We start from the raw sequence: 25,411 nt of genomic DNA on the forward strand, positions 1-25,411 counted from the left end.
AACCCGTGCCAATGCGCTGCCTAGTGCATCGTGAAACGGCGGGCGATCAGGGAATTCACCGGCGGAACTGCGGCGACGCCTGCGATGCCACGGTTCCGCAGCGCCAGGAGACGGTCCGTGAGGGGCCGGCCCAGGGCCATGTTGATTTCCGCCTGGCGTGCGGCTCTCGCCGCCGCCCGCAACCGGGTCCGCTCAAAGGTCCGGAGGCGATCCGCGACATCCTGGCCGCGCACGGCCGCCGAGACGATCGGTGCCAGCGCCGCCGCGTCCAGCCAGCCGAGGTTCATGCCCTGCCCGCCGATGGGGCTCACCTCGTGGGCCGCATCCCCGATCATCACCACCCGGCCGGCCACCATCCGGGGGGCCAGGCGCGTGCGGACGCCGAAGCGGCTGAGCATGCTGTTGGTCCCGGCGTCGATGGCGAGCCCCGTCCGTTCGCGCACGCAGCCCATGAGCCACCGGGCGTCGACGCCGGGAGCGCCGGCTGCTGGTCCGCCGGCTGCTGGTCCGCCGGCCGCGGAGTCGCCGGTACCCAGCCGGACCACCCAGCGGCGGAGCTGGCCGGGCAAGGGGAACGACTCCACGATGCCGGCGCCGGAGAGGAACAGTGCCGCGTCCGGACCGAACCCGGTGCCGTCCGCGAAGTCACCCATCAGGTAACTGTCCGGGTACTCTTTCACGCGCACGTCGACGCCCTGCAGCGCCCGCACCGTGGAACGCACGCCGTCGGCAGCAATGACCAGCGGCGCCGAATAGCGCAGGGCGCCACTCCCGGAGTCCGCTTCCACGCTGACCCGGCCGCCGTCGTCGGACAGCCCGGTGAGGCGGACGCCGCGGTGCAGGGCGCCGTCGCCGAGCTCGTTGACCCGCCGTTCCAGGTGCGCCTCAGTGCGGGCCTGGGGCAGGGACAGGACGAACGGAAAGCGGTCCGAGACGCCGGCAAAAGACATCCGGGCGAGGCATTTTCCGCCGGCCAGTGCCATACCTCGGCGGATCTGGACCCCCTCGGCAATCATGGCCTCGGCAACTCCGGTTCCCGCGAGCGCGGCCAGCGCCGGCGGATGGATGCCGATGGCGCGCGACTGCGGCTCCGGTGCGCCCCGCTGTTCCAGCACCTGCACATCCACGCCGTCCTGCAGCAGCAGCGCGGCCATGAACAGCCCCACCGGACCGGCACCGATGATCAGAACCTCAGCCACTGGCGCCGGGCCCTGACTGGTAGGCGCCGCCCGGAGTGCCGTGCAGCAGCAGGTTCCGGAAGGGGGCGTGGCGGGCGACGGTCCAGCCCGGGGGAGCGGCGGCGGCCAGCTCCGCGGCGGTGTAGCTTCGGCGGATCGAGGTCAGCCCGTCCTGCCGGATGTAGGAGCCGGTGAGCACCCAGGAGCCGGCAGAGAACAGCGCGTAGGCGGCGGGGCTGCGGCGGATGTCGTTGTGGACCACTGTGCCGCGGGACAACCGGGCCGACTCGGCGAGAAACGCTTCCAGCCCGTCAAGGTGGTGCAGGACATGGTTGGATACCACGAGGTCGTACCGGTGGCCCTCTTCGAGCAGCTCCGCGCTGGCCGCCTGGCGGAACGTCACGTCCGCCGTCGCGTGGCGGGCGCGGGCGAACAGGATCGCCCGCGGATCCGGGTCAATGGCGGTGACCTCGAGACGCAGTCCGTCCCGGGCCGCCCACGTGGCCAACAGCACGGAAACGTCGCCCCCGCCGCACCCGATATCCAGCAGGGACGTGGCGGAAGCGGTGGACAGCCGGGGCCTGATACGGGACCGGTAGATGCCGCGCCAGCCGGCGACGGCACGGTTGACGAGCGCAAACTGGGCATACGTGCGCTCCAGGCGGCCGGGGTCGCAGCCCGGCAGGTCCATTTCCTCGACGGCGTCGGATGCGCGGTCCAGCAGGAGGGCCGGCCGAAGGTGTTCCGTGCCCCGCTTCGCGCTGAACGGTTTCAGCGTGGCCGCTTTCAGACCCGCACCGCTACGGACTGTGCTGGTTCCGCCGTTGGCTCCTGCCGCGGAGCTGCGGCGGGCCGCGTGGCCGCCACCCGGGTGAAGAGCGCCGTCTCGACCGTCAGGCCCGGACCGAAGGCCATGGAGCAGATCCGTTCCGCGCCCGGGCCGGCCCCGGCGTCGTCTGCTGCATCGTCCGCTGCCGGCAGTTCGAGGATGTGCTTGAGGACGAACAGGACGGTGGCGCTGCTCATGTTGCCGAAGTTCCGGAGGGTTTCGCGGGCCGGGACCAGCTGCTCGTCGCTGAGCTCCAGCCTGGACTGGACCTTGTCCAGAATGCTCCGGCCGCCCGGGTGGATGCCCCAGTGCTCGATCTCCCGGTAGGGGAGCCCCTTCAGCGAGCCGTCGCGGGACAGGAGCGGTTCCAGCGCGCCAATGATGTGATCATCGATGATGTGCGGGACATAGTTGCCCAGCACCATCTCGAAGCCCTCGTCACCGATGTTCCAGGCCATCGAGTCCTCCCCGACGGGCGTCAGGACGGTTTCGAAGTGGTCCAGCCGCAGCATGGGCGTTTCCACGGGGATGTCCCGCGCTGTGATGATGGCCGCGGCAGCGCCGTCGGCGAACAACGCCGACCCCATGATGGTGTCCGGATCATTGGAGGTCCGGACGTGAAGGGAACAGAGTTCGGCGCAGACCACCAGCACCGTCGCCTCCGGATCCGCCTCGCAAAAGGACTTCGCCGCCCGCATCGCCGGGAAGGCTGCATAGCAGCCCATAAAGCCGAGGTGGTACCGCTGGACAGCCGGATTCAGGCCGAGGGCCCGGACAATCTTGTAGTCCGGGCCGGGATTGAAGAATCCGGTGCAGGAAACCGTGATCAGGTGGGTGATGTCCCGCTCCTCGACGCCCGGGCAGGCATCGAGGGCTTTTTGGGCTGCTTCAATGAAGAGCTTGGTCGCTTCCGTGGCGAAAATGCCGTTCCGGGTCTTGGTGCTGGGGCTGAGCACCAGGCCGGTGGCGGGGTCGAAGAACTGGGGGTTTTCCGCCTTGCTGTCCGCGGTGAGTTCCTCCACCGCCGTGTGCCGCGTGTCGATGGCTGCAGAGTCAAAGCACGTGTTGACGAGCCGGGATCCGAGCCGGGTGAGGCCCGGCTGGGCGGCGAACACGGCCCTGGCCTCGGGCTGGACCAGGATGGTTGGCGGGACTGCAGTTTCCAGAGACCTCAGGTAGACCGTCATGGTTCATTCTCAGCGAGCCTGCCGCCAAAGACAATGGAACGGCCGGAGATTCAGGAACACCTCCGGGCTGGACAACTCCGGCACGACGTAGCACGATCGCACTTGTGACCAGCAAACCCGACCGGGCGCAGCGCTTGCGCGACCTCGCGCTGTTACGCCGCGTCCGCGACCGAATGGACCGGGAATACGCACAGCCGCTGGATGTCGAGGCCCTCGCCCGCGGCGCCCACATGTCCGCCGGGCACCTCAGCCGCGAGTTCCGCCTGGCGTACGGCGAGTCGCCGTACAGCTATCTCATGACACGGCGCATAGAACGCGCGATGGCCCTGCTGCGCCGCGGCGACCTGAGCGTCACCGAGGTCTGCTTTACGGTCGGCTGCTCGTCGCTGGGCACCTTCAGCACCCGCTTCACCGAACTGGTTGGCGTGCCGCCCAGCGTCTACCGGCGCGAGGCAGCCAGGGCAACCGCAGGGATGCCCTCATGCGTCGCGAAACAGGTCACCAGACCGGTCAGGAATCGAGAAGTCCCGGCCCCCGAACCGCAACTAGCATGAAGTCCATGGACATCAACATTCACGCGAGTTTCCTCCCACACAACGATCCCGACGCCGCCCTGGCCTTCTACCGGGACACCCTCGGCTTCGAGGTCCGCAACGACGTCGGCTACGGCGGGATGCGCTGGATCACGGTCGGCCCGGCCGGCCAGCCGGACACATCCATCGTCCTGGAACCGCCCGCCGCCGATCCCGGCGTCACCGACGAAGAGCGCGGCACCATCGACGAGATGATGGCCAAGGGCACCTATGCGCGCATCCTCCTGGCCACCAAGGACGTCGACGCCACCTTCGAACGGCTGCAGGCCAGCGGCGCCGAGGTGGTCCAGGAACCGACAGAGCAGGCCTACGGGGTGCGCGACTGCGCCTTCCGCGATCCCGCGGGCAACCTGATCCGCATCCAGCAGCCGATCTAAGGTGCCCGCCGGCCACCGCCGGACCAGCCGCCAGCTGGTTAGATAGAGCCAGTCGACGACGACGGGGACGCTTGGGGCTGCCCCGCCCAACAGATGGAGACACGATGAGCATTGCCACGAGCACGGACACGCAGCCGCCCGCGCTGCATGAAGCGGACAGCCACGACCTGATCCGCGTGCAGGGCGCACGGGAGAACAACCTCAAGGACATCAGCGTCGAGATCCCGAAGCGCCGCTTGACGGTGTTCACCGGCGTGTCCGGCTCGGGCAAGAGCTCGCTGGTTTTCGCCACCATCGCCGCCGAGTCGCAGCGGATGATCAACGAGACCTATAGCGCGTTTGTGCAGGGCTTCATGCCCAACCTGGCGCGGCCCGAGGTGGACCACCTGGAGGGGCTGACGACGGCGATCATCGTTGACCAGGAGCGGATGGGCGCCAACCCCCGATCCACCGTCGGCACCGCCACCGACGCGAACGCCATGCTCCGGATCCTCTTCAGCCGCCTGGGCATGCCCCGCATCGGGCCACCCACTGCCTTCTCCTTCAACGTCCCGACGCGCAAGGCGAGCGGGGTGATGAGTACCGAGAAAGCCGGCGGCCGGGTCGAGCGGAGCGTGGTGCGCGATGTGGTCTACCTGGGCGGCATGTGCGCACGCTGCGAGGGGATGGGCTCGGTTTCGGACTTCGACCTCACTGCGTTGTACGACGACAGCAAATCGCTCAGCGAGGGTGCCCTGACGATCCCCGGCTACAGCATGGACGGCTGGTACGGCCGGATCTTCAGCGGCGCCGGCTTCGACATGGACAAGCCGATCGCGAAGTTCACCAAGAAGGAAATGCACGACCTCCTCTACAAGGAGCCCACCAAGATCAAGGTCGAGGGCATCAATCTGACCTACGAGGGCGTGATCCCGAAGATCCAGAAGTCGATGCTCTCCAAGGACGTCGACGCCATGCAGCCGCACATCCGGGCCTTCGTGGAACGCGCCATCACGTTCCAGGCCTGCCCCGAGTGCGACGGCACCCGGCTGAGCCCGGAGGCCAGGTCCGCGAAGATCCAGGGCAAGAACATCGCGGACCTCTGCGAGATGCAGATCAGCGACCTCGCCGCATGGATCCGCGAGCTTGACGCCCCTTCCGTCGCACCCCTGCTGAAAGGCCTGCAGCACCTGCTCGACTCGTTCGCCGAAATCGGGCTGGGTTACCTCTCGCTGGACCGGCCGGCGGGCACCCTGTCCGGCGGCGAGGCCCAGCGCACCAAAATGATCCGGCACCTGGGCTCGTCCCTTACCGACATCACCTACGTCTTTGACGAGCCGACGATCGGCCTGCACCCGCATGACATCGAACGGATGAACCAGCTGCTACTGCAGCTGCGGGACAAGGGCAACACCGTGCTCGTCGTCGAGCACAAACCGGAGACCATCGCCATCGCCGACCACGTCATTGACCTTGGCCCCGGCGCGGGTACGGCGGGCGGCAGCGTGTGCTTCGAGGGAACCGTGGAGGGCCTGCGGGCGAGCGACACCATCACCGGGCGGCACCTCGACGACCGGGCCAGGTTGAAGGACTCCGTGCGTACCCCGTCCGGCACGCTCGAGGTCCGGGGCGCCTCGACGCACAACCTCAAGGACGTGGACGTCGACGTCCCGCTCGGCGTGCTCTGCGTCGTCACGGGTGTTGCAGGTTCGGGCAAGAGCTCGCTGATCGACGGCTCGGTGGACGGCCGGGCCGGTGTGGTGGTGATTGACCAGGGCGCCATCAAGGGTTCGCGGCGCAGCAACCCTGCGACGTACACGGGCCTCCTCGAGCCGATCCGCAAGGCGTTCGCGAAGGCCAACGGCGTGAAGCCGGCGCTGTTCAGCTCCAATTCGGAGGGTGCCTGCCCCACCTGTAACGGCGCGGGTGTCATCTTCACCGAGCTCGGTGTCATGGCCACGGTCGAATCCACCTGTGAGGACTGCGAGGGCCGCCGGTTCCAGGCGGCAGTTCTGGAGTACACGTTGGGTGGCCGGAATATTGCCGAGGTGCTGGCCATGTCGATGACCGAAGCCGCGGTGTTCTTCAGCGAAGGGGAGGCCCGCACCCCGGCGGCCCACAAGATCCTCGACCGGCTGGTCGACGTCGGCCTGGGCTACCTCACCCTGGGCCAGCCGCTCACCACGCTGTCCGGTGGCGAGCGGCAGCGCGTCAAGCTCGCCACCCAGATGGCGGAGAAGGGTGATGTCTACGTCCTCGACGAGCCCACCACCGGCCTGCATCTCGCCGACGTCCAGAACCTGTTGGGACTCCTGGACCGGCTCGTCGACTCCGGCAAATCGGTCATCGTCATCGAGCACCACCAGGCGGTCATGGCGCACGCCGACTGGATCATCGACCTTGGTCCCGGCGCCGGTCACGACGGCGGCCGGATCGTTTTCGAGGGCACGCCCGGCAGCCTTGTGGCCGCCCGCTCCACCCTCACCGGCGAGCACCTCGCGGCTTACGTCGGTTCAGTGGCTGAAAACAGCATCAAGTGAACGAATGCGGTGAATCGGGGGACTAATCTGGGGGCGTGGCAAGCATTCGAGACGCTCAAAAGCAGATGACCCGCCGGCTTTTCCTCGACAAGGGGCTGGAGCTTTTCGAGGAGAAAGGGTTCGCCGCCACCACGGTGGATGACATCTCCGCTGCCGTAGGCACCACCAGGGCAACCTTCTATTCGCATTTTCCGTCCAAAGCCCAGCTCATGCGCTCGCTCGTCGAGCGGTCCAACGAGATGCTGACGGAGGCCGATGTCCCGCCGCTGCATTCGGTGGTCGAGTCCGGGGACCGCGAGCTGATCAGGGTCTGGCTGGCCCGGAAATTTGACCAGTGGGCCGACATCCGCCCCTATGTTGTGGCGGCTCACCAGGCCGCGGCCAGCGAACCGGACATCCAGGCGGCTTTGGACCAGTGGTTCGACACGGCGATCGACGACATGCAGGCGGGCCTCGACAGCGCCGGGCGTTTTGCCCCGGCCAGCCGCCGGGTCCGCTGCGCGCTGGCCTTCGGCGAGCTGGAGTTCTTTTCCCGGCGCTGGATGCGGCTCGGCTGGACCGTGGACCGCGATACTTCACTGGATCTGATGGTCGAGAACTGGTGCTTCCTGCTGGCTGAGTGAGCAGGCAACACCAGGGCGCAGCCTGTTGGCTGCGCCCTGGTGTTGTCAGCTGCCGCACGGCATCAGCGCGCCTGGACGACCGCCGGCTGGCCCTCCGCCGGTTGGCGGGAGGTGAACGGCAGGACCAGCCTGGACTGGTGGGCGGCGTCGCGGTAGATCTTGTGGGTGACGGGCCGGCCCACCGGCAGATGGAAGGCATCCGGCGGCAGCAGCGCGTTGTGCTCGTCGGCCAGCGGCTCGCCGTTCGAGAGCTCTGCGATGAGCTTGTGGCCCGGCTTGAAGGTGTTCGCGAACGGATAGAGGCGCAGGACGTACTCCTCGATCGTCCCCGGCTCCACCGGCACACTGCGGGTGTGCGGGTGGAGCGGATTGCCCTCGGTGCTGCGGTCGTCAAGTTCGCGGTGCGAGGCCTTCAGGTATCCGCTGGTGATCAGCTGGCGCGCGCCGGTGGGCGCGTAATCCCACAGGCGGAGGATGAAGTTGGTGTCCGGCTGGTCGATCTCGGCGAAGATGTGCGCGGCACCGGTGCCGATCATCTCCGTGTCCTCCTCGAAGGCAGGGGTGGACCAGCTGATGATCTCCACCTTGTCGGTCACTGTCAGCGGCGCCTGGTAGAAGCCGTCCGGGGCGGCGTACTCCGAGCCCATCAGCTCGGGCTCGGTCGACAGTTTGTGCCGCGGGCGCAGATAGAGAGACTTGTACTCGACGTCCTTCGGCGGCCACACCTCCGCAGTCACCAGCTCACGCGAGCCCTCCACGAAGACGCTCACGGCCGGCTCGTCCATGACGCCGTTGTCGATGCCCTTGATCCAGTAGTCGTACCACCGGAACATCTTGTCGTGTTCTTCGATGAAGGGACGCGACTGCATCGGCGGGTACGGGCCGATGTCCAGCTTCTTGGGGCCCTTCAGCTCCTTGAACAGCTCAATCGTGCCGTCCATCGTCCAGCCGCGGCCCTGGTCGATCTGCAGGTAGACCGGGATGTCGATGTTCGGCGCCAGCGTGATGGGGTTGCGCTCCTCGTACCAGTCCCCGTCGAGCCCGTTCATCACAATGTCGAACCAGGCCTCGTGGTTCTTCGGGTAGTTCAGGACATGGACCAGGTTCGGCCAGGCGGCCACGTCCGGGTCCGCAAGACGCGTGGCAACCAGCTTCTTCAATTCACCGGGGGAGTACTTCTCGATCATGCGGGACTTGACGTTGTCCGTGAACGCCCAGCCGGAGTCGCCGCCGCGGCCCTCGCGTGCAGCACGCGGCATGAACCACATGATGCCGCCATGGTAGGTGGTCTCGTAGAAGTCGTAGTGGCCGCCGGAGACAAAGATCGCCTTCAGGTGCGGCGGCCGCTCGGCCGCTGCCAGCACCTGCATGGAGCCGAAATAGGAGATGCCGACCATGCCGACGTTGCCGTCGCACCACGGCTGCGCGGCGACCCACTCGATGAAGTCGTAGGCGTCCTGGCCAAGCGACACGCCACCGGCGTTGTAATTGCCGATATGTTCGCCGCCGGAGTGGCCCGAGCCGCGCAGGTCGCCAATGACGTGGACGTAGTCCTCCTTGACGATGCGGGCGATGTCGCCGGCCTCGATGCAGCCGTCCCACATCGGGCTGGGGCGCCGCTGTGGCGGGGTTGTGAGGGCCAGCGCCTGCAATTCTTTGCCGTAGGGGCTCAGGGCTACGAGGGCGGGGCGCGGTTTGTCCCCGGTACCGTGATAGGCGTCCGCGGCGAGCTCGACGCCGTCCCGCATCGGGACCCGGAGGTCCTTGCGGACGGCAATCTTCTCGCTTCCGGCATCCAACATCTTCAGGTCATCCATGGGTGCGAAGCTCCTCATCTTTGGTCAGGCGGTCAAAGGCCGTGCGGTAGCCGTGGAGCGTCGTGAAGAACGGGGACGGCTCGAGGCTGGGGTCGCCCGCGTAGCCGAGTTCTGCAGCGACGCGGGTGAAGGGCGAGTATGGCGAGTCCGTCTCCTGGAGGCCGTCGCGAAGGTACCGGCGGGCGGCGTCGTCGATTCGGGTCTCGAGGTCCAGGCTTCCCTGCAGGGCATTCCGGGCCGCCTCACGGTCCAGTTCAACGCCGTACGGCACGCCGTCAGCGCCCCGGTACGGGTGGCCCAGGTACAGGTGTTGCGGGCGGACGTCGTCGCGCAGGTACCGCAGGCTTGAGCGGTAGGCGGCCGGATCCTCGTAGCCGGGGAAGCCGTTGGCCGCTCCGTGGATCTGCACGGCGTCGCCGACGAAGACCGACTGCTGCCCGTCCACGACGTAGGCGACGGACCCGGCCGTGTGGCCGGGGATGTGGTGGACCGAGACGGTGACGTCCCCGCCCAGGGCGAGGGTCTCGCCGCCCCTAACCAGCATGGTCGGCTCCATCTCGCCGGAGATGACGTGGTTCGCGGCTTTCGTCTGCTCCTCGATGGCAGTCGGATTGTCGATGTACTGCTGGCGCACGTCCACGTACTGGTCGACGTGCGCGCGCCGGGAGCGCAGCAGAGGCGCGTCGGCCTCGTGGATCACGACCTTCGCGCGCCGTCCGGTGAGCTCCCATAGGGCGTGCGCACCGCCGAGGTGGTCGATGTGGCCGTGGGTCAGCAGGATCCAGCGCACGTCCTCGATCCGGCGGCCGATCGCCTCCAGTGCCGGGACCATGCCTTCGGCAGGCGAGGACGCGATCCCGGTGTCGACGATGGCGGGCTCGGGAGCGTCGATGAAGAAGCTGTAGAGCCCGAACCGGCCCCACGGCGAGACCAGGGGATGAACAGCGACTGGCCCCGTCATTGCCCGGCCCCCGAGTTCAGGAAGTCGCGTGCTTCCTCGAAGGCCCGGTAGAACTCCGGGATCCAGGAAAAGTTCTGGACGAAGCCGTGGTTGGCCCCCGCGTAGCGGCTGACGGCCGCCACGACGCCGGCCTCCGCCAGTCGCTGGCCGTAAAGTTCGCCCTCATCGCGCAGGGGGTCGTGCTCGGCGGTGATGATGAGCGCCGCCGGCAGGCCTGTGAGGTCATCGCGCTTGATGGGGGAGACGAGCGGGTCCGCCGGGTCCGCCCCGCTCTCCAGGTAAAAGGAGTTGAACGGCTTGAGGCCCGCCGTCTCCAGCCCGAATCCTTCGGCGTTCTCCCGCAGCGAGGCGTAGCGGTCGACGTCGAAGTCCAGGTCCAGGGACGGATAGAAGAGGACCTGATGCGTGATCCTGTCAAACCCGTCGTCGTGGGCCATCGCTGCGACGGCGGCGACGAAGTTGCCGCCCGAACTGTCGCCGGCGACGGCAAGGTTCCTGCCGTCCCAGCCCAGGCTCGTACCCTGCTCGGCGGCCCACCGGACCACCCCGTAGCAGTCGTCGAGGCCGGCAGGGAAAGCAGCCTCGGGCGCCAGGCGGTAGCCGACAGAGATGACCTTATGACCTGTCTCCTTGGCCAGGGCCCGGGCAACGTGGTCGTGCGTGTCCAGGCTGCCGAGGAAGAACGCCCCGCCGTGGAGGTACACCAGAAGCCCATGAGCGTCGGACCCGGCCGGCGTGTAGATCCGCACGGGCACCTCGCCCGATGGCGTCACTGCGGTGGCGTCCTCGACGCAGTGCAGCGGCAGACGGTCCTCCAATGCGGGAACCTGCGCGGCCTCGCCGGCGCGCATGACCCCCGGGTTCAGCGGCGAGCCGTCGGGCGCCGGCAGGGTGCTGAGGATCTTGGCAATTTCGGGATGGATGGTCATGGGTCAGGCCTTCGACTCTGCTGGTGCGTTGACGGCGGCGGGCTTCTGGGACGTGGGCTTTTGCCCCGGGAAGACGTCATTGACCTCGTCCTCGGTCCACCCCTGACGCGAGATGCGCTGCAGCTCGTCCGTTACCGGCTTGCGGGTTGCCTGGAACAGGGCCAGTGCATCCTTGACAGAGCCGGCCTCCGCCAAGGCATCGGCGAGCGCACCGGCATCCTCGATGGCCGAGTTGGCGCCCTGGCCCTGGTGGTGCAGCATCGAGTGGGCCGCATCGCCCATGAGCACGACGGAGTCCGTGTGCCACGTGTCAACCGGGTCGATGTCGTAGACGGCGCGGATGTTGACGGTGTCCATGTCGAGGCCGCGGGCGATGTTGACGATCCGCTCGTCGAAGCCCTCCACCGTCGCCACGAGGTCATCCTTCGTGATGGTGGGGGCCCAGGTGCTGTCCGGGCACAGTGCGGTGATATCGAAGGACATCTGGTTGCGGTGGCGCAGCGGCAGCAGGTAGACCTTCGTGCCCCTGCCCATGTACATCCGCAGGTTGTCGTCCACCACCATGCCGTGGGCGTCGCCGGCGGAGATCACAGCGCGGTAGGCGTGTTCGCCGGAGAACACCGGGCCTTTGTCGCTGAAGAGCTGCTCGCGCACCACTGACTTGATGCCGTCGGCGCCGACCACCAGGTCCGCCTCGACCGTCGTGCCGTTGGTGAAGGTCAGGACGGGGCGGCCGCCCTTGTCCTCGATGGTCTCCAGCTTGTGGCCAAGGTGCACCATGCCCTGCGGCAGCACGCTCAGGAGGGCATCGATGAAGTCGCCGCGGTGGATGAGGTGGGTCTGGCTCTGCCCGCCGAACTCCGGCCAGGTGTCCTTCATGATCGGCTCACCCGTGGCGGTGAGGATTTCGAAGTAGTCGCTCGGGGAGCTTACCTTCGCGATCGTGTCGAAGATGCCCCACTGGCTGAACCGGTGCATGGTGGCAGGACGCAGCCCGATGCCGGCGCCGACCTCCCGCATCTGGGATGCCTGTTCGTACACGCTGACGTCGGCACCGAGCAGGCTCAGGGCCTTGGCCGCCGCGGCGCCGCCGTACCCCGCGCCGACGATGACGATCTTGAGGTTCTTGATGTCTTCAGCCTTCATGGTTTCATCTCTTTCTTGACTCTTTCTGGGCCCGGGCCATGTCTGGCGGAACGGGCAAGTTGTGGTGGTCTGTCCGGGGTCAGGCGTGAAGGGACAGGAAGTCGGCCGGGTTGTCCTCAAGCAGGAGTTTGAGGGTGGCGTCGTCGATACCGGCCGCGCGCATGTCGGGGATCATGTCCTCGAAGATGTAGTTGATGGTGTGGCCCTTCACGCCCGGCCAGCCCAGCGGGCTGCAGTTTGCGTCCGCCGAGACGAGGAGCTTGTCCGCATAGCCCTTGTTCACGAGGTTGACGAAGTGCTCCATGCGTTCGGCACGTTTGCGGCCCCAGAACGGCGGATCAGGCAGCTCGAGGTCGTAGCCGAAAGTGTCGAAGCCGATGCGGCCGCCCTGCTCGTAGATCCAATCGTGCGGGGTGACCGGAGCGTTCAGGCCGTCGTCGGCGTGGCCGAAGAGCACGCGGTCCAGCGGGAGGCCTTCTTCGTTGAAGATGTTCACTGCCGGTTCCGGGTCGATGGCCAGGTGGGTCAGGACCGGAGCGCCGGTGACGACGGCGGCGCGGGCCGCGGCCCGGTAAATGCGCTTGTCCAGATCCGTCATGCGTCCGCCGCGGCTCACGCCGACCTTGATGACGCCGGCCTTGGCGCCCGTGTTGCCGATGCCGACGGTGATCTCGTGGATGAAGACCTTCGTGAGGTAGTCCACGCTCGCGCGGGAGAAGTGCGGCAGGGCGGTGTCTCCGCCGACGAAGCCGGTGCAGGCAACGATGTGCACGCCCGTCTTCCGGGACAGGGACTTGTAGTAGTCGACGTCGCGGCCGTTGCAGATGCCCGTGGCGTCCACGAAGGTACCGCCGCCGTATTCGCGGAACTTCCGCAGCTTCGGCACGGTTTCCTCGTAAGCCTGCTCCGGCGACTTCCACCACCTGGTATCCAGTTCGGACCCGGGCATGCCGTAGCCGATGTGTTCGTGGACCGCCACGATTTCCAGTTCTTCGGCCGGGATGGTTCCCAGCACGGTGTTGACCTTGGTCATTCGTTCACCTCAGGGTTTCGAAAGCTTGTTGTGTGTGTGCCGAGGCGTGCTTAGCGCACGGTCAGCAGGTTGCGCGGGTTATCCACGAGGATGCGCCGGGCGTCTTCGTCGCTCAGGCCGTGGGCCTTGAGGAACGGCACGAACGTCGTCAGGACGTGGCTGTAGGGCAGGTTGTACTCCGGCAGACCTTTGGCAACGCCGATCGAGTTGCCCGACAGGATGATCCTGTCGGCATGGCCTGCCTTGACGAGCCCGAGCACCAGTTCGGCGCGGTCATGGTCGGTGAGGTAGTCCGCGTGGTCGTTCAGGCCCACATGGTCGATGCCGACGAAGGCTCCCCGGCCGGCCACCTCGCTGGCGGAGCCGGCGGCGTGCTTGCGGTCGAGGTCGCCGACGAGCACCCGGTCGGCTCCGAGCTGCTCGTCCAGGACGATGTCCAGATCGTGCAGGACATCGGCGCCAAAGCGGATAGAGACCGGGACGCCGGTGTTCCTGGCGGCGCGGGCGGAGCCGCGGAACAGGCTTTCCTCGGTCGGGGTCATGCCGGCGCGGTCGGCAATGGTCGCGACGATGCCGGCGGCGGCGCGGCGCTCGACCCGGGGAACCACCATCCCCTCAGTGACCTCCTTGCCGAAGAGATCGGCGAACTTTTCGGCCAGCCACGGGGTGGGCGGGTTGGTCTGCGGCGTCAGGAAGTATCCGCCGAGTTCTTCCTCCGGGCCTAGGCCCGTGGAGGCGACGATGTGGACGCCGGTGGTGCGGGACAACGCCTCGTAGAGCTTGAGGTCGCGGCCGTGGAACATGCCCGTGCTGTCGACGATCGTCCGCCCGCCGTGCTCGCGGAAGTCCGCGAGCTTGGCCGCCAGGGCCTCGAAGATCTGTGCCCTGTCCATGGAGATCTCTGGTGCGTACTGGGCGCCCGGGACCACTGACAATAGGGCCTCATGGAGCGCGACTACGCCCAGTTCCGAGGCAGGGACGGGACCCAATACCGTATTGACGGTTTGCCCGGTGGGGGCGTGGAACGCGTCCCCGCTATCGACGGGTGTGGTGTGACTCACTTGGCTTCTCCCTTGAAGATCGGGTGCTGAATACAGGGGCGCCGGGGTGCCTGACCGTGCCGTAGCCCCGTTGCGGTGTAGCCAGCATCACATCTTTCTTTACAGTGTGTCAAGAAAACAGACGAGCCGTACACGTCCTTTGGGTGTCGATGCGTTCATGAAGCAAACGTTGAGTATGTTTTCTTGACATCTCGTAAAGATTGATATCAGACTGTGGTGAGCGCCACATCCACCTCCGCCTGCCGGCTCTTGCTCCGGCAGGGCACCAGTCATGGCGCGTCACCGGAGGATCGACCCGGAACAAAGGAGTTTCATCGATGAGTCAGACCATTTCGGTACCGAGCCGCGGCTCGGTACGAGCCACTTTCATAGCCGCCTACAGCGCGGTCACACTGGCCCAGATCACCAACGCGCTGCCGGGCGCCCTCAGCGGCACGTTCGCCGCGGAATTCCATACTTCAGGCGCGGGCCTGACCTGGATCGCGGGCATGTTCTTGATGGGTATTGTCGTGTTCGAACTCAGCTGGGGCCTCCTGGGCGACGTGTTCGGACGCAAGAAGCTTCTGTACATCGGAGCCGGGGTCAGCATCGTCGGCTCCGTCATGGCTGCGCTGGCGCCGACAACCGAGATGATGATCGCCGCCCAGGCCGTCGGCGGCATTGGGGCGGGCATCCTGTTCCCCATCTCGCTGTCCATGATCGCCGCGATCACCCCGGATCACCGCGCACGGGCGAAGGTCATCGCCACGTGGGCCGGGTTCCTGTCCCTCGGCGCGGTGATCTCCCCAGTGCTCGCTGGCTTCACCGCGCAGTTCTTCACCGTGCCGGGTGCTGCGCCGGGTGCGCCGAACGAGTTCAGCGGCTGGCGGGCGGCCTACCTGGTTGCGGCCGCAATTGCCGTGCTCGTACTCCTCGTCGCGCTCCGGGCGAAGGACTCCGCGGCAGCCGAGGGGCGCAAGTTGGACTTCCCCGGCCAGATTACGCTCGCGCTCGGACTTATCGCCGTCCTCTACGCCACGGTGACAGCGGTTGATGCCGGCTTCGGCAGCGCCCAGGTGATTGCAAGCTACGTCGCGGGCGGAATCCTCCTGGTCTCCTTCGTCGTCATCGAATCACGCACCGCGCAGCCCCTGATTCACCTGTCGCTGTTCAAGAACAGCGCCTACTCGATCACCGGCATTGTGGCGGTCACCGGCATGTTCGCCTTCCTCGCGATCTGCTTCAGCACCAGCGTCGCCGTCAGTGGACTCGCGCTGGCCGAGACCTGGAAGGTCGGTGTGCTGTTCGTCTTCATCCAGGGCCCGGCATTCGCCTTCATCCCGGTGGTGGGGTGGCTCATCCACCACGTAGCACCGCGCTGGGTGCTCACCGCGGGCTTCGTCCTCATGGCAGTCTCCGGTTTCTGGCTCTCGACATTCGCCCTCGGCACTCCGGAGGCCTTCGGCGGCACCCCTTGGACGGCCTTCATTCCGCCGCTCCTGCTGTTGGGTATCGGATTCGCGCTCACCGTCGGTTCCGTCACCGCTGTTGCCATCAACACCGTCCCGCCCCAGCAGATCGGCATGGCTTCGGCGACGACGAACCTCCTGCGCGACCTCGGCTTCGCCCTCGGCCCCGCTGTCGGCTCAGCCATCGCCTTCGGCATCGGAGCCACGGCCTTCGCGGGTCCCCTTGCCGGGATCCTCGGCGGGGCGGGACTGCCCGCAGAGGCCGTCAGCGGGCTGGCGAACGTGCCGCCGCTGGGCTTCCTCGCCGGCTGGGACGGGGTCATCGCCCAGTTCTCCGGCCAGGCGCTGGCAGGCGGCGCGCCCACCCCGGCGGTCGACGGTATGGTCCAGGCCCTCAACGCCGCACAGCCGCAAATCCAGGGTGTGGCAGGGACCTCACTGGGCCAGGGGTTCCAGGCTGTATACCTCACCGCGGGCATCGCGGCGATCCTCTCCGCCACTCTCACCCTCTTCATCTCTGCACGGTCCTCGGCGCCCGCGCCCGAGGCCATCGCCGAGACCACCGAAGTAAACGCCGAGGCCGCCGTCTAAGCCTGACGGCCTCCGGCACTGACCTGACCACCTACCTTCCGCAAGGAGAACACCGTGACTGCACCCACCGAATCCGGCATCGACATCTGGGACGACGACATCCTGGTCGACCCTTACCCTACCTACGCCGCGCTCCGCGAGCAGGCCGCAGTGGTCCACCTCCCCAAGAACGACCTCTACGTCCTGACGCGCTACGACGTCATCCGCGACGCGCTCGGCGATCCGGAGACCTTCTCGTCCACCAGCATCGGCTTCAACCCCATGGTGAACGAGGCCCTTCAGGGCACCTCCCTCGCCTCCGACCCGCCCGTCCACACCCAGCTCCGCGCCACGCTGTCCCAAAACCTCACCCCCCGGGCGCTCCGCGGCCTGAAAGTCGTCATCGACGAAAAGGCTGACAAGCTCGTCGCCGAACTCGCCGCCAGCGGCAGCTTCGAGGCCATCGATTCCCTGGCCCGCGCCTTCCCGATCGAAATCGTTGCCGACCTCATTGGCTTCCAGGGACACGTCAAGGACAACATGCTGCGCTGGGGCCAGGCCGCGATGCAGGTCATCGGCCCGCTGAACCAGCGCACCCAGGAGAGCTTCCCGATCGCCGGCGAGCTCTACGGCTGGTGCTCGTCGGTCACCGCAGAAGACCTCACACCCGGCTCAATCGGCCGAGGTATTTTCGATGCCGAGACACGCGGCGACATTCCCCAGGGTTCTGCGGGGCACATCATCCACCAGTACCTGGGAGCCGGCGTTGACACGACAATCGCGTCAATCGGGAACATCATTGCGCTGTTCGGCCGCCACCCGGAGCAGTTCGAACTGGTCCGGAAGAACCCGGACCTGGTCCCCGCAGCGTTCGCCGAAGTGCTGCGCTACTGGGCCCCGGTCCACATCTGGGGCCGCAAGGCAATGCGCGACGTGGCGATCGAGGGCGTCACGATTCCCGCAGGTGCGCAGGTGGGCATCCTCTTTGGGGCCGGCAACCGCGACCCGCGGCACTACGGGGATCCCGACACCTTCGACGTGATGCGGAACGCCGTGGACCACCTGTCCTTCGGCTACGGACCGCACGGCTGCGCCGGCCAGGGACTGGCGAAACTGGAAGCGCATGCGATCATTGAGGCGCTTGCCCGCAGGGTGAAAACGCTGACGATCTCCGACGAGGTCCGGGAGCCGAGCAACATCACGCGGAGCCTCGAGTCGCTCCAGGTCGCCAAGGTGGTGGCATCATGAGGATCGAACTTGACCGGCCGCGCTGCGAGGGCCACGGCCTCTGTGAAGAAGCCGCGCCCCGGCTGATGCACCTCGACGATGACGGCGAGCTGGTACTCGACGTCCCGGACGTCCAAGGCGCTGACCTGGACGCCGCGAAGGCGGCGGTAAGGGTCTGCCCGGTTGCCGCACTGCGATTGGCCGCGGCATGACGATGCGAAAGATCGTGGTGGTCGGCAACGGCATCGCCGGGCTCACGGCCTGCGACTCGCTGCGCTCGGCCGGCTTCGACGGCGAGCTCACCGTTGTGGGCGCGGAGCGCCACCAGCCCTACAGCCGGCCGGCCCTCTCCAAGGCGCTGCTGCACGCTGTCGACGGGCAAAGCGACGGGAACAGCGACGGCGGACTCCAACCCCATGTGCTCCCCGAGCCGACCCACGAAGCAACGGAGCTGCTCGGAGTCAGCGCCACGGGCCTGGACGTCGCGGCCCGGCTGGTGCGCCTGGACGGGGGAGGGGAGCTGCCGTATGACGGCCTCGTCATCGCTTCGGGTTCCCGGGCAAAGCGACTCGGGGCGGGTGCGCAAGAGACGCAGAAGAAGGGAACAGCCGGACCGCAACGGGACGGCTCCCACCGGGAACTCACCCTGCGCACCATCGAGGATGCGATCCTCCTCAAGGAACGCGTCGCATCGCGCCCGTCGGTTATCGTGATCGGCGGCGGAGCGCTGGGCATGGAGGTCGCGTCCGGTTGCGTGCACGTGGGCTGCGAGGTCACCCTCGTCTCCGACGGCAAGCCCCTGGCGCGTCAGCTCGGCGACCATCTGGCGGACATCTTCACCGCCGCCGCCATCCGGCGCGGACTGCGCGTGGTTGGCGGCGGGAAGGCCCGGCTTGTCGATCACGGCGCCGGGGCAAAGGTCGTCCTGGCCGACGGCACCGTGCTGGAGGCTGACTTGGTGGTCACCGCCATCGGCGATGAGCCGAACATCGGCTGGCTCGCCGGCTCGAACCTTCTCGTCGACGGAGAGCTGCGGGTCGATTCGCGCGGCAGGCTCCGGTCGGACATCGTCGCCGCCGGCGATGTGGCGTCCTTCCCGACCCGCCGCGGGGTGGAACGGGTGCCCTTGTGGACCAGCGCCATCGACCAGGCCAGGGTCGCCGGCGTCGGCCTCCTGAAGGGTGACGCGGCGCCCGAGTTCGACTTCCAGCCCTACTTCTGGACGGAGGGCTTCGGCCTCTCGCTCAAGTCGGCGGGCTTCGCGCCGGCTGTCGGGCCTCCCGACTACTGCGAGCCCGGCGGGGGCGCGGACTCGATGCTGCTTCGCTGGGACAACACGGACGGTTCCGGCACCGCCGCCGCGCTCAACTACCGGATCCCCGTCCCCAAGCTGCGCCGGTTCGCCGACGCCGGTCCGGCCGCGCTGCGTGCGGCGCGCCCGCTCGAACCTGACGCCGCACAACACCGTTAGGATTGATCCATGTCGTCGTTGCGAGAAGCCCAGAAGCAGCTGACCCGCGACGTGATCGTCGAACGGGCGCTGGAGCTCTTCACCGAGAAGGGCTACGCCGCGACGACGATCGATGAGATCGCCGCTGCGGCCGGTACCACCCGGGTGACTTTTTACGCCTACTACCCCACGCGCAGCGACCTGATGCGGGACTTCATGGCCCGCGTCAACGCCGTACTGGACCGCGCGGCCGGCCCCGAACGGGGATCGACCGCGGCCGAGCTCGTCGACGTCGTGCGTGCGGGCGAACTGGCGGGCATCCTGGCCTGGCTGGAGTCGCGGGCGGCGCTCTGGCCGGTCTTCCGCCCGTACCTCGACGTGCTCGAGGAGGCAGCCGCCATCGATCGCGAAGTGCGCGCCTTGGTCGAGGGATGGCATGAGGAGGTCATCTCGGACCTCGTGCGCGGAATGGAGCTGGCAGGGCGCTTCCCGGAGGAGACGCACCACATTCGCGGCACCCTTGCCTTCACCTCGCTCGACTACGTGGCCACGCTCTGGACCCGACGGAAGTTTGAACCAAACCGGGAACATGCCCTCGAGGTGCTCGCCGATAACTGGTATCACCTGCTCTGCGACGAGGGCTAAGCCTGCCCTCGCAGACGGACGCCTATGCTTATTGAATGGAAAGTATTGGCGCAGGCGAAGTGCTGGACGAGGCAGTCGACCACCGGGCCCTGGCCGTCGCCGTGATCGACATCTCCGCCGACGTCCGGCGGAAGTCGCACAATGACACCGGCTTCCGGCCGCTGTCCAACGGCGTCCTGGAAATCCTCCGCGTCATCGAAAGCCACCCCGGCATCACCGTCGCGGAAGTCGCTTCCCGTCTGGGCCGGCAGTTCAGCAACGTCAGCGTCCAGCTGCGTGAGCTGGTCGCCGCCGGCCTCGTCACCCGGATCCGCGACGCCGCGGACAAGCGCTACGTCGCCCTCCACCCCACGGCCGAATCCCAGCGGATCAAGGAGCTCCTCGAGGGTGCCTGGGCGGAGGCGCTGGAGTCGGCCAGTTCCCGGCTGCTGCCTGAAGAGCGCGAGCAAATTGCCGCCAGCCTCCCGGCCCTGCAGCGCCTCGCCTCGATACTCTCCGAACCCGAGTAACCCACATCACCCCCTGCCACGGTCATGACCCGTCGCCCCTAATAGTTATACTTTTATAAGTATTACTACTTTGGAGGATGAGACATGGGTATGGCAACGCAGTTGGAAGAGGCAGTCGTCCGGCGCGGGAGCAGGCCAGGGAACCGCTGGTGGGCGCTGGTGTTCCTCGCCCTCGCGCAGTTCATGGTGGTGCTGGACGGCACGATCGTGAATCTGGCGCTGCCGCGCCTCCAGCTCGAGATGGGGATCAGCGACTCGACCCGCTCCTGGGTGGTCACGGCCTACGCGCTGGCCTTCGGCGCCTTCCTGCTGCTCGGCGGACGCATCGCAGACTTCTGGGGCCGCAAGCGGACGTTCCTTGTGGCCGCCGTCGGCTTCGCCGCCGCGTCCCTGGTCGGCGGCATCGCGCAGCAGCCCTGGGAGCTGATCGGCGCCCGCGCGCTGCAGGGCGTGTTCGCTGCGCTGCTGGCCCCGGCAGCCTTGGCGCTCCTGACCGTCGCCTTCCCTGGCGGAAGGGACCGCGGCACGGCGTTCGCGATTTTCGGTTCCATTACCGGCGTCGGCGCGGCCGCCGGTGTCCTGCTGGGCGGGTTTTTGACCGAACACGTGAGCTGGCGCTGGTGCTTCTTCGTGAATGTGCCGATTGCCGCCATCGCCCTCTTCGGCGTATGGTCCCTGGTCAGTGAAAGCAAGGCCCAGGGGTCCACCAAGTACGACTGGCCCGGGGTCATTCTGGCAGCCCTCGGCCTTGGATCCCTTGTCTACGGCTTCACCAACGCCGAGCACGGCTGGGATGCCCCCGAAGCCTGGGGCTTCATTGCCGCCGGCGCAGTTCTCCTGGCACTCTTCGTCCTGGTCGAGACCAAAGTCAGGCATCCGCTCCTGCCGCTGCGCGTGGCCACCGAACGAAACCGCGCGGCCGCCTTCCTGGCGTCGTTCCTTTCCGGCGCTGTCCTCATTGGCGGCATCCTGTTCATCAACTTCTACATCCAAATCGTGCTGGGCTTCGCGCCGTTCCTCGCCGGGCTGGCTTCGCTGCCGATGACCGTTGCGGTAATCATCACGGCAGCGCTCGTCGCGACGAACCTGCCGAAACTGGGGGCCAAAATCCCGACGGCCGCGGGGCCGGTCTTCATGGCGGCTGCGATGCTGTGGCTCACCCGGGTCAGCGCCGAGGGCAGCTACTTCGTCAACATGCTTCCCGCCCTGCTTCTCCTTGGCATCGGGCTGGGCATGGTGTTCGTGCCCATGCAGAACCTTGCCCTGTTCGGCGTGGACAAAGATGACTCCGGTGTGGCCAGCGCGTTGGTCAACGCCTCGCAGCAGATCGGCGGCTCCCTCGGCATCGCCCTGTTCAGCACCATCGCCGCAGCAGCCACGGCCGGTGGCGCGACGCTGGCGGCCCTCTCTGCAGGCTATGCCATGGTGTTCCTCTGGGCCGCAGGCGTCGCGATCCTGATTGCCCCGGTAGCCCTGCTGCTCATCAACATCGACCGCGAGACCTTCACCGGATCAGCTGGCAACACTCCAGTCGTGCACCTGGGCTGAGCCAACCAGGCACGAAAAGCGGAAGGCCCCCTCGCCGAGGGGGCCTTCCGCTCTTACGACCGTTCAGCCAGTGCTCAAATCCACTTCGGGGCGGCTGGAACCGTCCCGTCGTTCGCTTCAGTGCCGGGCCCGGTGGCGGTGACGCCGCCATTGCCGCGGCCGGCGGCCCATTCGACGACGGCGGCCAGCGGTCCGGAGACCACGGTGGGGGTCGCCGTCGCCGTGTCCCCGAACGTCAGGTCGCGGTCGGTGACCGTGACGACGAGGCCTTTGTCGGTGCCGCGGGTATGCCAGGCGCCGGTAATGTCCGTCAGGAGCCGTTCCAGCACCGGTGCCGGGATGTCGGCGAAGCTCGCGCCGTTGGCGAGGTCGACGGCGTGCATCCAGACTTCGCGGCTGCGCATCCACACCGTTTCCGTGGCGGGCACTTCCCGGCCCTGGATGGTGCGGACTTTGTGGTGCCAGGCTTCCCCCGGCAGATCGCGCCATTCGACGTTCAGGTGCACGGCGGAGTGGTCGAAGAGGTGCCGGAGCGCGATCGGGCTCAGCGTGGCGCCGAAGTCGATCTCGTGGTCCCGGACCTCCGTGGACGGGTACATCGGGGTCTCCACCCCGGTGGCCGCCCACTCGATGAGCCGGGCGATCGCCCGGGCGTTGTAGCCGATGTGCGCCGTGATGTGGCGGCGGGTCCAGCCCGGCAGCAGCGAGTCGCCGTCGAGTTCCGCGTCGGTGAGCTCGTTGAGCTTGCGGGCGAAGAACGCCGTGCCGCGCCGTGCCTGCAGCAGCGCCGCGAGCAGTTCCGGGTTCGTCGTCTGGTCCTGGCGGGCAACCATCAGGCTTCCTTGATGACGCGGTTCTTCAGCTGGCCCAGTCCCTCGATGGTGGTGACCAGGATCTGGCCCTCCTGCAGGTAGCGCTTCGGGTCCTGGGCGTGGCCCACGCCGCCCGGGGTGCCGGTCGCGATCACGTCGCCCGGGTTCAGCGTGATGATCGTGGAAATGTAGGACACCAGGAACTCCGGGGTGAACACGAGGTCACCGGTCGGGGTGCTCTGCTGGACTTCGCCGTCGACCGCGGATGTCATCAGCGGCCCGGCGGTGAACTCATCCTTGGTGACCAGGGCCGGCCCGAACGGGGTGGACTTTTCCCAGGTCTTGCCCTGCAGCCACTGGATGGTGCGGAACTGGTAGTCGCGCATGGACACGTCGTTCAGGACGGCGTAGCCGGCGATGTGGTCCGCGGCGTCAGCTTCGCTGATCCGACGGCCCTTTTTGCCGATCACGACGGCGAGTTCGGCTTCCCAGTCGACGGCGTCGGATTCCTGCGGCAGCGCCAGGTCATCGTTGGGGCCGATCAGGGATTCCTGGTACTTGGCGAACAGGGTGGGGAACTCGGGGACTTCCCGGCCCATTTCCTTGATGTGGTTGCGGTAGTTGTGGCCCACGCAGATGATCTTGCCGGGGGAGGGCACGACGGCGTCCAGGTCGGCGCCCTCGAGAGGGTGCGTGGCGCCGGCCGCCGCCTTCGCCGTCGCTTCCCAGTCCTGGGTGCGGAGCAGTTCTCCGACGTCGGCAAAGCCGTCGATCTCGGTCAGGGTGTCGCCGTCCTGGCGGACAGCCTTATTAACTGTTTTGTCTCCAACAGAGGTGCGGAGGGTGAGAAGTCTCATTACTTGTTGCGTCCTTCGATGTAGGTGCGGTTGAAGTTCAGCCGTTCAAAAATGGGGGCGTCACTGAAGCGGAACAGATCAAACTGGGTTCCGGCCTGCAGCGACCATTCCTGCCAGGACGGGACCACGAAGAGGTCGCCCTTGGCCAGGGTCCGGGTTTCGCCGTTGAGGACCACCGAGCCGGAGCCTTCAAAGACCTGCCAGACGCTGGAGCCCACCTCGCGGACCGCTTCGGCGCTGGCCCCGGCGCGGAGCCGGTGGAATTCGGCGCGGATGGTCGGCATCACGTCCCCACCGGTGGTGGGGTTGGTGTAGCGGACGGCGGCGTGGCCCTGGGACACAGTGGCCGGATGGCCCTCGTCCTCGAGCAGCAGCTGCTCGGACAGGGCACGGTCCGTGTGTTCCCAGCGGTAGGCCGCGATGGGGGAGCTCGTGGTGTCATCCAGGCCCGACAGCGGGCGCAAGCCCGGGTGCGCCCAGAGCCGCTCGGAGCGGGAGATGTCCGGGGTGGCCTCGTCGGTGACGCGCTCGGTGCCGAATTCGAAGAAGCCGGCGTCAGCGTAGTGCACGAACGGGATGTCCAGGCCGTCGATCCAGGCCATCGGCTCATCGGTGTCGTTGTGGTGCCCGTGGAAGTTCCAGCCCGGCGTCAGCAGGAAGTCGCCGCGGGACATCCGCACCGGGTCCCCGTTCACCACAGTCCAGACCCCTTCGCCCTCGACGACGAAGCGGAAGGCGTTCTGCGAGTGACGGTGCTCGGGCGCCGTTTCGCGGGCGCCGAGGTACTGGATGGCTGCCCACAGCGTGGGTGTGGCGTACGGCGTCCCGGCCAGGCCGGGATTGGCCAGGGCGATGGCCCGGCGTTCCCCGCCCCGGCCCACCGGGACCAGATCGCCGGCACGGGCAGCCAGCGGGTACAGGTCGCTCCACCGCCAGACGTGGGGGACCGCCCTGGGGGTCGGGACCATCGGCATGAGGTCTGCGATCTCGGTCCACAGCGGGATCAGGTTTTCGCGGTCAAAATCCCGGTACAGCTCTTTGAGCTGGGCCGCTTCTTCGGGCGTCGGCTCCGGAGCAGTGTGCCCCGCGGCCACTGATTCGTGAGTCGTGTTCTCGGCGCTGATGGACACGTGGGCCTCCTCGGTAGGTCAGAACAGTTCGTTGGCGTAGTTCGACTCTACGGATGCCGGTGTGTGACCCCCAACATATTCTGCTGGTCAGAATTCCCGGAACCGGGCTCCCGCGGCGCTCAGTCCGGCTCGGCCGGGTTGGCCGCGATGTCGATCTCCAGCTGCCGGCACGTTTCCCGCAGGGCGGGAACCAGTCCGGCGTCAAACACGCGGCGGAAGCGGGTCGCGGGGGTGGCGACGCTGAGTGCGCCGACCACGTGCCCGTGCCGGTTGTGCAGGGCCATCCCGAGCGCGCTCACGCCCTCTTCCGTGCCTTCAAAATTGGCCGCGAATCCGTTACTGCGGACGGATTCAAGCTCACGCAGGAACGCCGGGTACTCCGCGGCCGCAATGGTGTCCCCGCCAATCTCGGCATTGTTGCTGCGAAAGAGCTGGTCGATCATCGGCGGTTCCAGTTCGGCGAGCATGGCCTTGCCTCCGGATGTTTTGTTGGCGGCCATCACCGTCCCCTGCCGGTCACCAACCCGCAGCACATTGTTCCCTTCCACCGTCGCCAGGAAGCGCACTTTCGTCCCCACCCGCACCATGAGGTTCACCGTCTCGTTGAGCCGTGCAGAGAGAAGCTCCATGTGCGGGTGGGCCAGGGATCGGAGCAGCCGGGTCCAGCTCAGGCCGGCCGGCCCGACGCCCATTGCCGGGCCGGGGACATAGCGGCGGGTTTCATCCTGCACGGCGAATCCCCGGTAGACCAACATCGCCAGCAGGCGGTGGGCGGTGGACGGCGCCACGCCCAGCTCCTCGGCGGCGTCCTTGAGCCGGAGTGCTCCGCCGTCGCGGAGCAGCTGGAGGAGCTGCAGCGCGTTGTCCACCGCCTCGATGGAATAGGTGGGCCGTTTCTGGACGGGCTTGCGGGCCGCTCTGGTGGATGGGTTGTTCTGCACATCAGAATTGTATTGTGGTTC

At 67.4% G+C, this 25,411-nt stretch carries 24 protein-coding genes; 11 read left to right on the forward strand and 13 right to left on the reverse strand.

Going from position 1 to position 25,411, the window contains the following annotated elements; all coding sequences use genetic code 11:
• Nucleotides 1–20: 20 nt before the first annotated feature.
• The 3 genes from AC1DKN_RS06605 to AC1DKN_RS06615 all read right to left on the reverse strand — a co-directional run bounded on the left by AC1DKN_RS06605 (nt 21) and on the right by AC1DKN_RS06615 (nt 3,194).
• Nucleotides 21–1,199 carry an FAD-dependent oxidoreductase gene (locus AC1DKN_RS06605; protein WP_476870805.1) on the reverse strand — a complete coding sequence of 393 codons (1,179 nt, stop codon included), beginning with the start codon at nt 1,197–1,199 and terminating at the stop codon, nt 21–23.
• Nucleotides 1,192–1,902, reverse strand: a complete 711-nt coding sequence (locus tag AC1DKN_RS06610; protein WP_476870930.1) for a class I SAM-dependent methyltransferase — start codon at nt 1,900–1,902, stop codon at nt 1,192–1,194. The genes AC1DKN_RS06605 and AC1DKN_RS06610 overlap by 8 nt, the downstream gene beginning before the upstream one ends.
• 62 nt (nt 1,903–1,964) lie before the next feature.
• Entirely contained in the window at nt 1,965–3,194 is a 1,230-nt protein-coding gene (locus tag AC1DKN_RS06615; protein ID WP_476858551.1) for a type III polyketide synthase, read from the reverse strand.
• A 104-nt stretch (nt 3,195–3,298) separates the two neighbouring features.
• On the opposite strand from AC1DKN_RS06615, the gene AC1DKN_RS06620 reads away from it, so the two are divergent.
• The 4 genes from AC1DKN_RS06620 to AC1DKN_RS06635 all read left to right on the forward strand — a co-directional run bounded on the left by AC1DKN_RS06620 (nt 3,299) and on the right by AC1DKN_RS06635 (nt 7,306).
• Nucleotides 3,299–3,748, forward strand: a complete 450-nt coding sequence (locus AC1DKN_RS06620) for a helix-turn-helix transcriptional regulator (RefSeq protein WP_223916339.1) — start codon at nt 3,299–3,301, stop codon at nt 3,746–3,748.
• Entirely contained in the window at nt 3,745–4,164 is a 420-nt protein-coding gene (locus tag AC1DKN_RS06625) for a VOC family protein (RefSeq protein ID WP_223916337.1), read from the forward strand. The genes AC1DKN_RS06620 and AC1DKN_RS06625 overlap by 4 nt, the downstream gene beginning before the upstream one ends.
• Nucleotides 4,165–4,268: 104 nt before the next feature.
• On the forward strand, nt 4,269–6,683 hold the full coding sequence (locus AC1DKN_RS06630; protein WP_476858549.1) for an ATP-binding cassette domain-containing protein: 2,415 nt from the start codon (nt 4,269–4,271) through the stop codon (nt 6,681–6,683).
• A gap of 35 nt (nt 6,684–6,718) precedes the next feature.
• The gene (locus tag AC1DKN_RS06635) at nt 6,719–7,306 is read left to right on the forward strand and encodes a TetR/AcrR family transcriptional regulator (RefSeq protein ID WP_476858548.1); all 588 of its coding nucleotides are present in this window, start codon (nt 6,719–6,721) and stop codon (nt 7,304–7,306) included.
• Nucleotides 7,307–7,368: 62 nt separating this feature from the next.
• Here AC1DKN_RS06635 and AC1DKN_RS06640 read toward each other — a convergent pair whose 3' ends face one another.
• The 6 genes from AC1DKN_RS06640 to AC1DKN_RS06665 all read right to left on the reverse strand — a co-directional run bounded on the left by AC1DKN_RS06640 (nt 7,369) and on the right by AC1DKN_RS06665 (nt 14,253).
• Entirely contained in the window at nt 7,369–9,123 is a 1,755-nt protein-coding gene (locus tag AC1DKN_RS06640) for a CocE/NonD family hydrolase (protein ID WP_476870806.1), read from the reverse strand.
• Nucleotides 9,116–10,084, reverse strand: coding sequence for an MBL fold metallo-hydrolase (locus AC1DKN_RS06645; RefSeq protein ID WP_476870807.1), 969 nt, complete (start codon nt 10,082–10,084; stop codon nt 9,116–9,118). Before AC1DKN_RS06645 ends, AC1DKN_RS06640 begins: the two co-directional genes overlap by 8 nt.
• Complete coding sequence (locus AC1DKN_RS06650) at nt 10,081–11,013, reverse strand: alpha/beta hydrolase (RefSeq protein ID WP_476870808.1); 933 nt, start codon at nt 11,011–11,013, stop codon at nt 10,081–10,083. Before AC1DKN_RS06650 ends, AC1DKN_RS06645 begins: the two co-directional genes overlap by 4 nt.
• 3 nt (nt 11,014–11,016) lie before the next feature.
• Nucleotides 11,017–12,159: an FAD-dependent monooxygenase gene (locus AC1DKN_RS06655; protein WP_476870809.1), complete on the reverse strand. Its 1,143-nt coding sequence runs from the start codon at nt 12,157–12,159 to the stop codon at nt 11,017–11,019.
• A 79-nt stretch (nt 12,160–12,238) separates the two neighbouring features.
• On the reverse strand, nt 12,239–13,192 hold the full coding sequence (locus tag AC1DKN_RS06660; RefSeq protein ID WP_476850895.1) for a phosphotriesterase family protein: 954 nt from the start codon (nt 13,190–13,192) through the stop codon (nt 12,239–12,241).
• A 50-nt stretch (nt 13,193–13,242) separates the two neighbouring features.
• Complete coding sequence (locus AC1DKN_RS06665) at nt 13,243–14,253, reverse strand: phosphotriesterase family protein (protein WP_476870810.1); 1,011 nt, start codon at nt 14,251–14,253, stop codon at nt 13,243–13,245.
• Between the two features lie 317 nt (nt 14,254–14,570).
• On the opposite strand from AC1DKN_RS06665, the gene AC1DKN_RS06670 reads away from it, so the two are divergent.
• From AC1DKN_RS06670 to AC1DKN_RS06700, 7 genes are all read left to right on the forward strand, one after another.
• Nucleotides 14,571–16,292: an MFS transporter gene (locus AC1DKN_RS06670; protein WP_476870811.1), complete on the forward strand. Its 1,722-nt coding sequence runs from the start codon at nt 14,571–14,573 to the stop codon at nt 16,290–16,292.
• Nucleotides 16,293–16,346: 54 nt separating this feature from the next.
• On the forward strand, nt 16,347–17,519 hold the full coding sequence (locus AC1DKN_RS06675) for a cytochrome P450 (protein WP_476870812.1): 1,173 nt from the start codon (nt 16,347–16,349) through the stop codon (nt 17,517–17,519).
• A complete protein-coding gene (locus AC1DKN_RS06680; protein WP_476870813.1) occupies nt 17,516–17,710 on the forward strand; it encodes a ferredoxin in 195 nt (64 codons plus the stop codon). Before AC1DKN_RS06675 ends, AC1DKN_RS06680 begins: the two co-directional genes overlap by 4 nt.
• A complete protein-coding gene (locus tag AC1DKN_RS06685; RefSeq protein WP_476870814.1) occupies nt 17,707–18,969 on the forward strand; it encodes an NAD(P)/FAD-dependent oxidoreductase in 1,263 nt (420 codons plus the stop codon). The genes AC1DKN_RS06680 and AC1DKN_RS06685 overlap by 4 nt, the downstream gene beginning before the upstream one ends.
• A 9-nt stretch (nt 18,970–18,978) precedes the next feature.
• Nucleotides 18,979–19,593: a TetR/AcrR family transcriptional regulator gene (locus AC1DKN_RS06690; protein ID WP_223916318.1), complete on the forward strand. Its 615-nt coding sequence runs from the start codon at nt 18,979–18,981 to the stop codon at nt 19,591–19,593.
• 35 nt (nt 19,594–19,628) lie between these two features.
• Nucleotides 19,629–20,102, forward strand: a complete 474-nt coding sequence (locus AC1DKN_RS06695; protein ID WP_476870815.1) for a MarR family winged helix-turn-helix transcriptional regulator — start codon at nt 19,629–19,631, stop codon at nt 20,100–20,102.
• A gap of 84 nt (nt 20,103–20,186) precedes the next feature.
• Nucleotides 20,187–21,650 (forward strand): MFS transporter, encoded by a 1,464-nt coding sequence (locus tag AC1DKN_RS06700; protein ID WP_476870816.1) that lies wholly within the window; start codon nt 20,187–20,189, stop codon nt 21,648–21,650.
• Nucleotides 21,651–21,724: 74 nt separating this feature from the next.
• On the opposite strand, the gene AC1DKN_RS06705 is transcribed toward AC1DKN_RS06700, so the two are convergent.
• The 4 genes from AC1DKN_RS06705 to AC1DKN_RS06720 form a co-directional block, all read right to left on the reverse strand.
• Nucleotides 21,725–22,483, reverse strand: a complete 759-nt coding sequence (locus AC1DKN_RS06705) for a maleylpyruvate isomerase family mycothiol-dependent enzyme (protein WP_476870817.1) — start codon at nt 22,481–22,483, stop codon at nt 21,725–21,727.
• Nucleotides 22,483–23,319: a fumarylacetoacetate hydrolase family protein gene (locus tag AC1DKN_RS06710; RefSeq protein ID WP_476858537.1), complete on the reverse strand. Its 837-nt coding sequence runs from the start codon at nt 23,317–23,319 to the stop codon at nt 22,483–22,485. Before AC1DKN_RS06710 ends, AC1DKN_RS06705 begins: the two co-directional genes overlap by 1 nt.
• Nucleotides 23,319–24,449, reverse strand: coding sequence for a cupin domain-containing protein (locus AC1DKN_RS06715; RefSeq protein WP_476870818.1), 1,131 nt, complete (start codon nt 24,447–24,449; stop codon nt 23,319–23,321). The genes AC1DKN_RS06710 and AC1DKN_RS06715 overlap by 1 nt, the downstream gene beginning before the upstream one ends.
• Nucleotides 24,450–24,568: 119 nt before the next feature.
• A complete protein-coding gene (locus AC1DKN_RS06720) occupies nt 24,569–25,390 on the reverse strand; it encodes an IclR family transcriptional regulator (RefSeq protein WP_476870819.1) in 822 nt (273 codons plus the stop codon).
• Between the last annotated feature and the right edge of the window lie 21 nt (nt 25,391–25,411).

It is taken from the genome of Arthrobacter sp. 01N444 (genome assembly GCF_056399305.1).

Excerpts from the sequence above, each read along its gene's own strand:
- AC1DKN_RS06615 (WP_476858551.1), bottom strand. The coding sequence starts at position 3,194 with ATGACGGTCTACCTGAGGTCTCTGGAAACTGCAGTCCCGCCAACCATC.
- AC1DKN_RS06625 (WP_223916337.1), top strand. The coding sequence starts at position 3,745 with ATGAAGTCCATGGACATCAACATTCACGCGAGTTTCCTCCCACACAAC.
- AC1DKN_RS06630 (WP_476858549.1), top strand. The coding sequence starts at position 4,269 with ATGAGCATTGCCACGAGCACGGACACGCAGCCGCCCGCGCTGCATGAA.
- AC1DKN_RS06640 (WP_476870806.1), bottom strand. The coding sequence starts at position 9,123 with ATGGATGACCTGAAGATGTTGGATGCCGGAAGCGAGAAGATTGCCGTC.
- AC1DKN_RS06645 (WP_476870807.1), bottom strand. The coding sequence starts at position 10,084 with ATGACGGGGCCAGTCGCTGTTCATCCCCTGGTCTCGCCGTGGGGCCGG.
- AC1DKN_RS06650 (WP_476870808.1), bottom strand. The coding sequence starts at position 11,013 with ATGACCATCCATCCCGAAATTGCCAAGATCCTCAGCACCCTGCCGGCG.
- AC1DKN_RS06655 (WP_476870809.1), bottom strand. The coding sequence starts at position 12,159 with ATGAAGGCTGAAGACATCAAGAACCTCAAGATCGTCATCGTCGGCGCG.
- AC1DKN_RS06660 (WP_476850895.1), bottom strand. The coding sequence starts at position 13,192 with ATGACCAAGGTCAACACCGTGCTGGGAACCATCCCGGCCGAAGAACTG.
- AC1DKN_RS06670 (WP_476870811.1), top strand. The coding sequence starts at position 14,571 with ATGAGTCAGACCATTTCGGTACCGAGCCGCGGCTCGGTACGAGCCACT.
- AC1DKN_RS06680 (WP_476870813.1), top strand. The coding sequence starts at position 17,516 with ATGAGGATCGAACTTGACCGGCCGCGCTGCGAGGGCCACGGCCTCTGT.
- AC1DKN_RS06685 (WP_476870814.1), top strand. The coding sequence starts at position 17,707 with ATGACGATGCGAAAGATCGTGGTGGTCGGCAACGGCATCGCCGGGCTC.
- AC1DKN_RS06690 (WP_223916318.1), top strand. The coding sequence starts at position 18,979 with ATGTCGTCGTTGCGAGAAGCCCAGAAGCAGCTGACCCGCGACGTGATC.
- AC1DKN_RS06695 (WP_476870815.1), top strand. The coding sequence starts at position 19,629 with ATGGAAAGTATTGGCGCAGGCGAAGTGCTGGACGAGGCAGTCGACCAC.
- AC1DKN_RS06700 (WP_476870816.1), top strand. The coding sequence starts at position 20,187 with ATGGGTATGGCAACGCAGTTGGAAGAGGCAGTCGTCCGGCGCGGGAGC.
- AC1DKN_RS06705 (WP_476870817.1), bottom strand. The coding sequence starts at position 22,483 with ATGGTTGCCCGCCAGGACCAGACGACGAACCCGGAACTGCTCGCGGCG.
- AC1DKN_RS06710 (WP_476858537.1), bottom strand. The coding sequence starts at position 23,319 with ATGAGACTTCTCACCCTCCGCACCTCTGTTGGAGACAAAACAGTTAAT.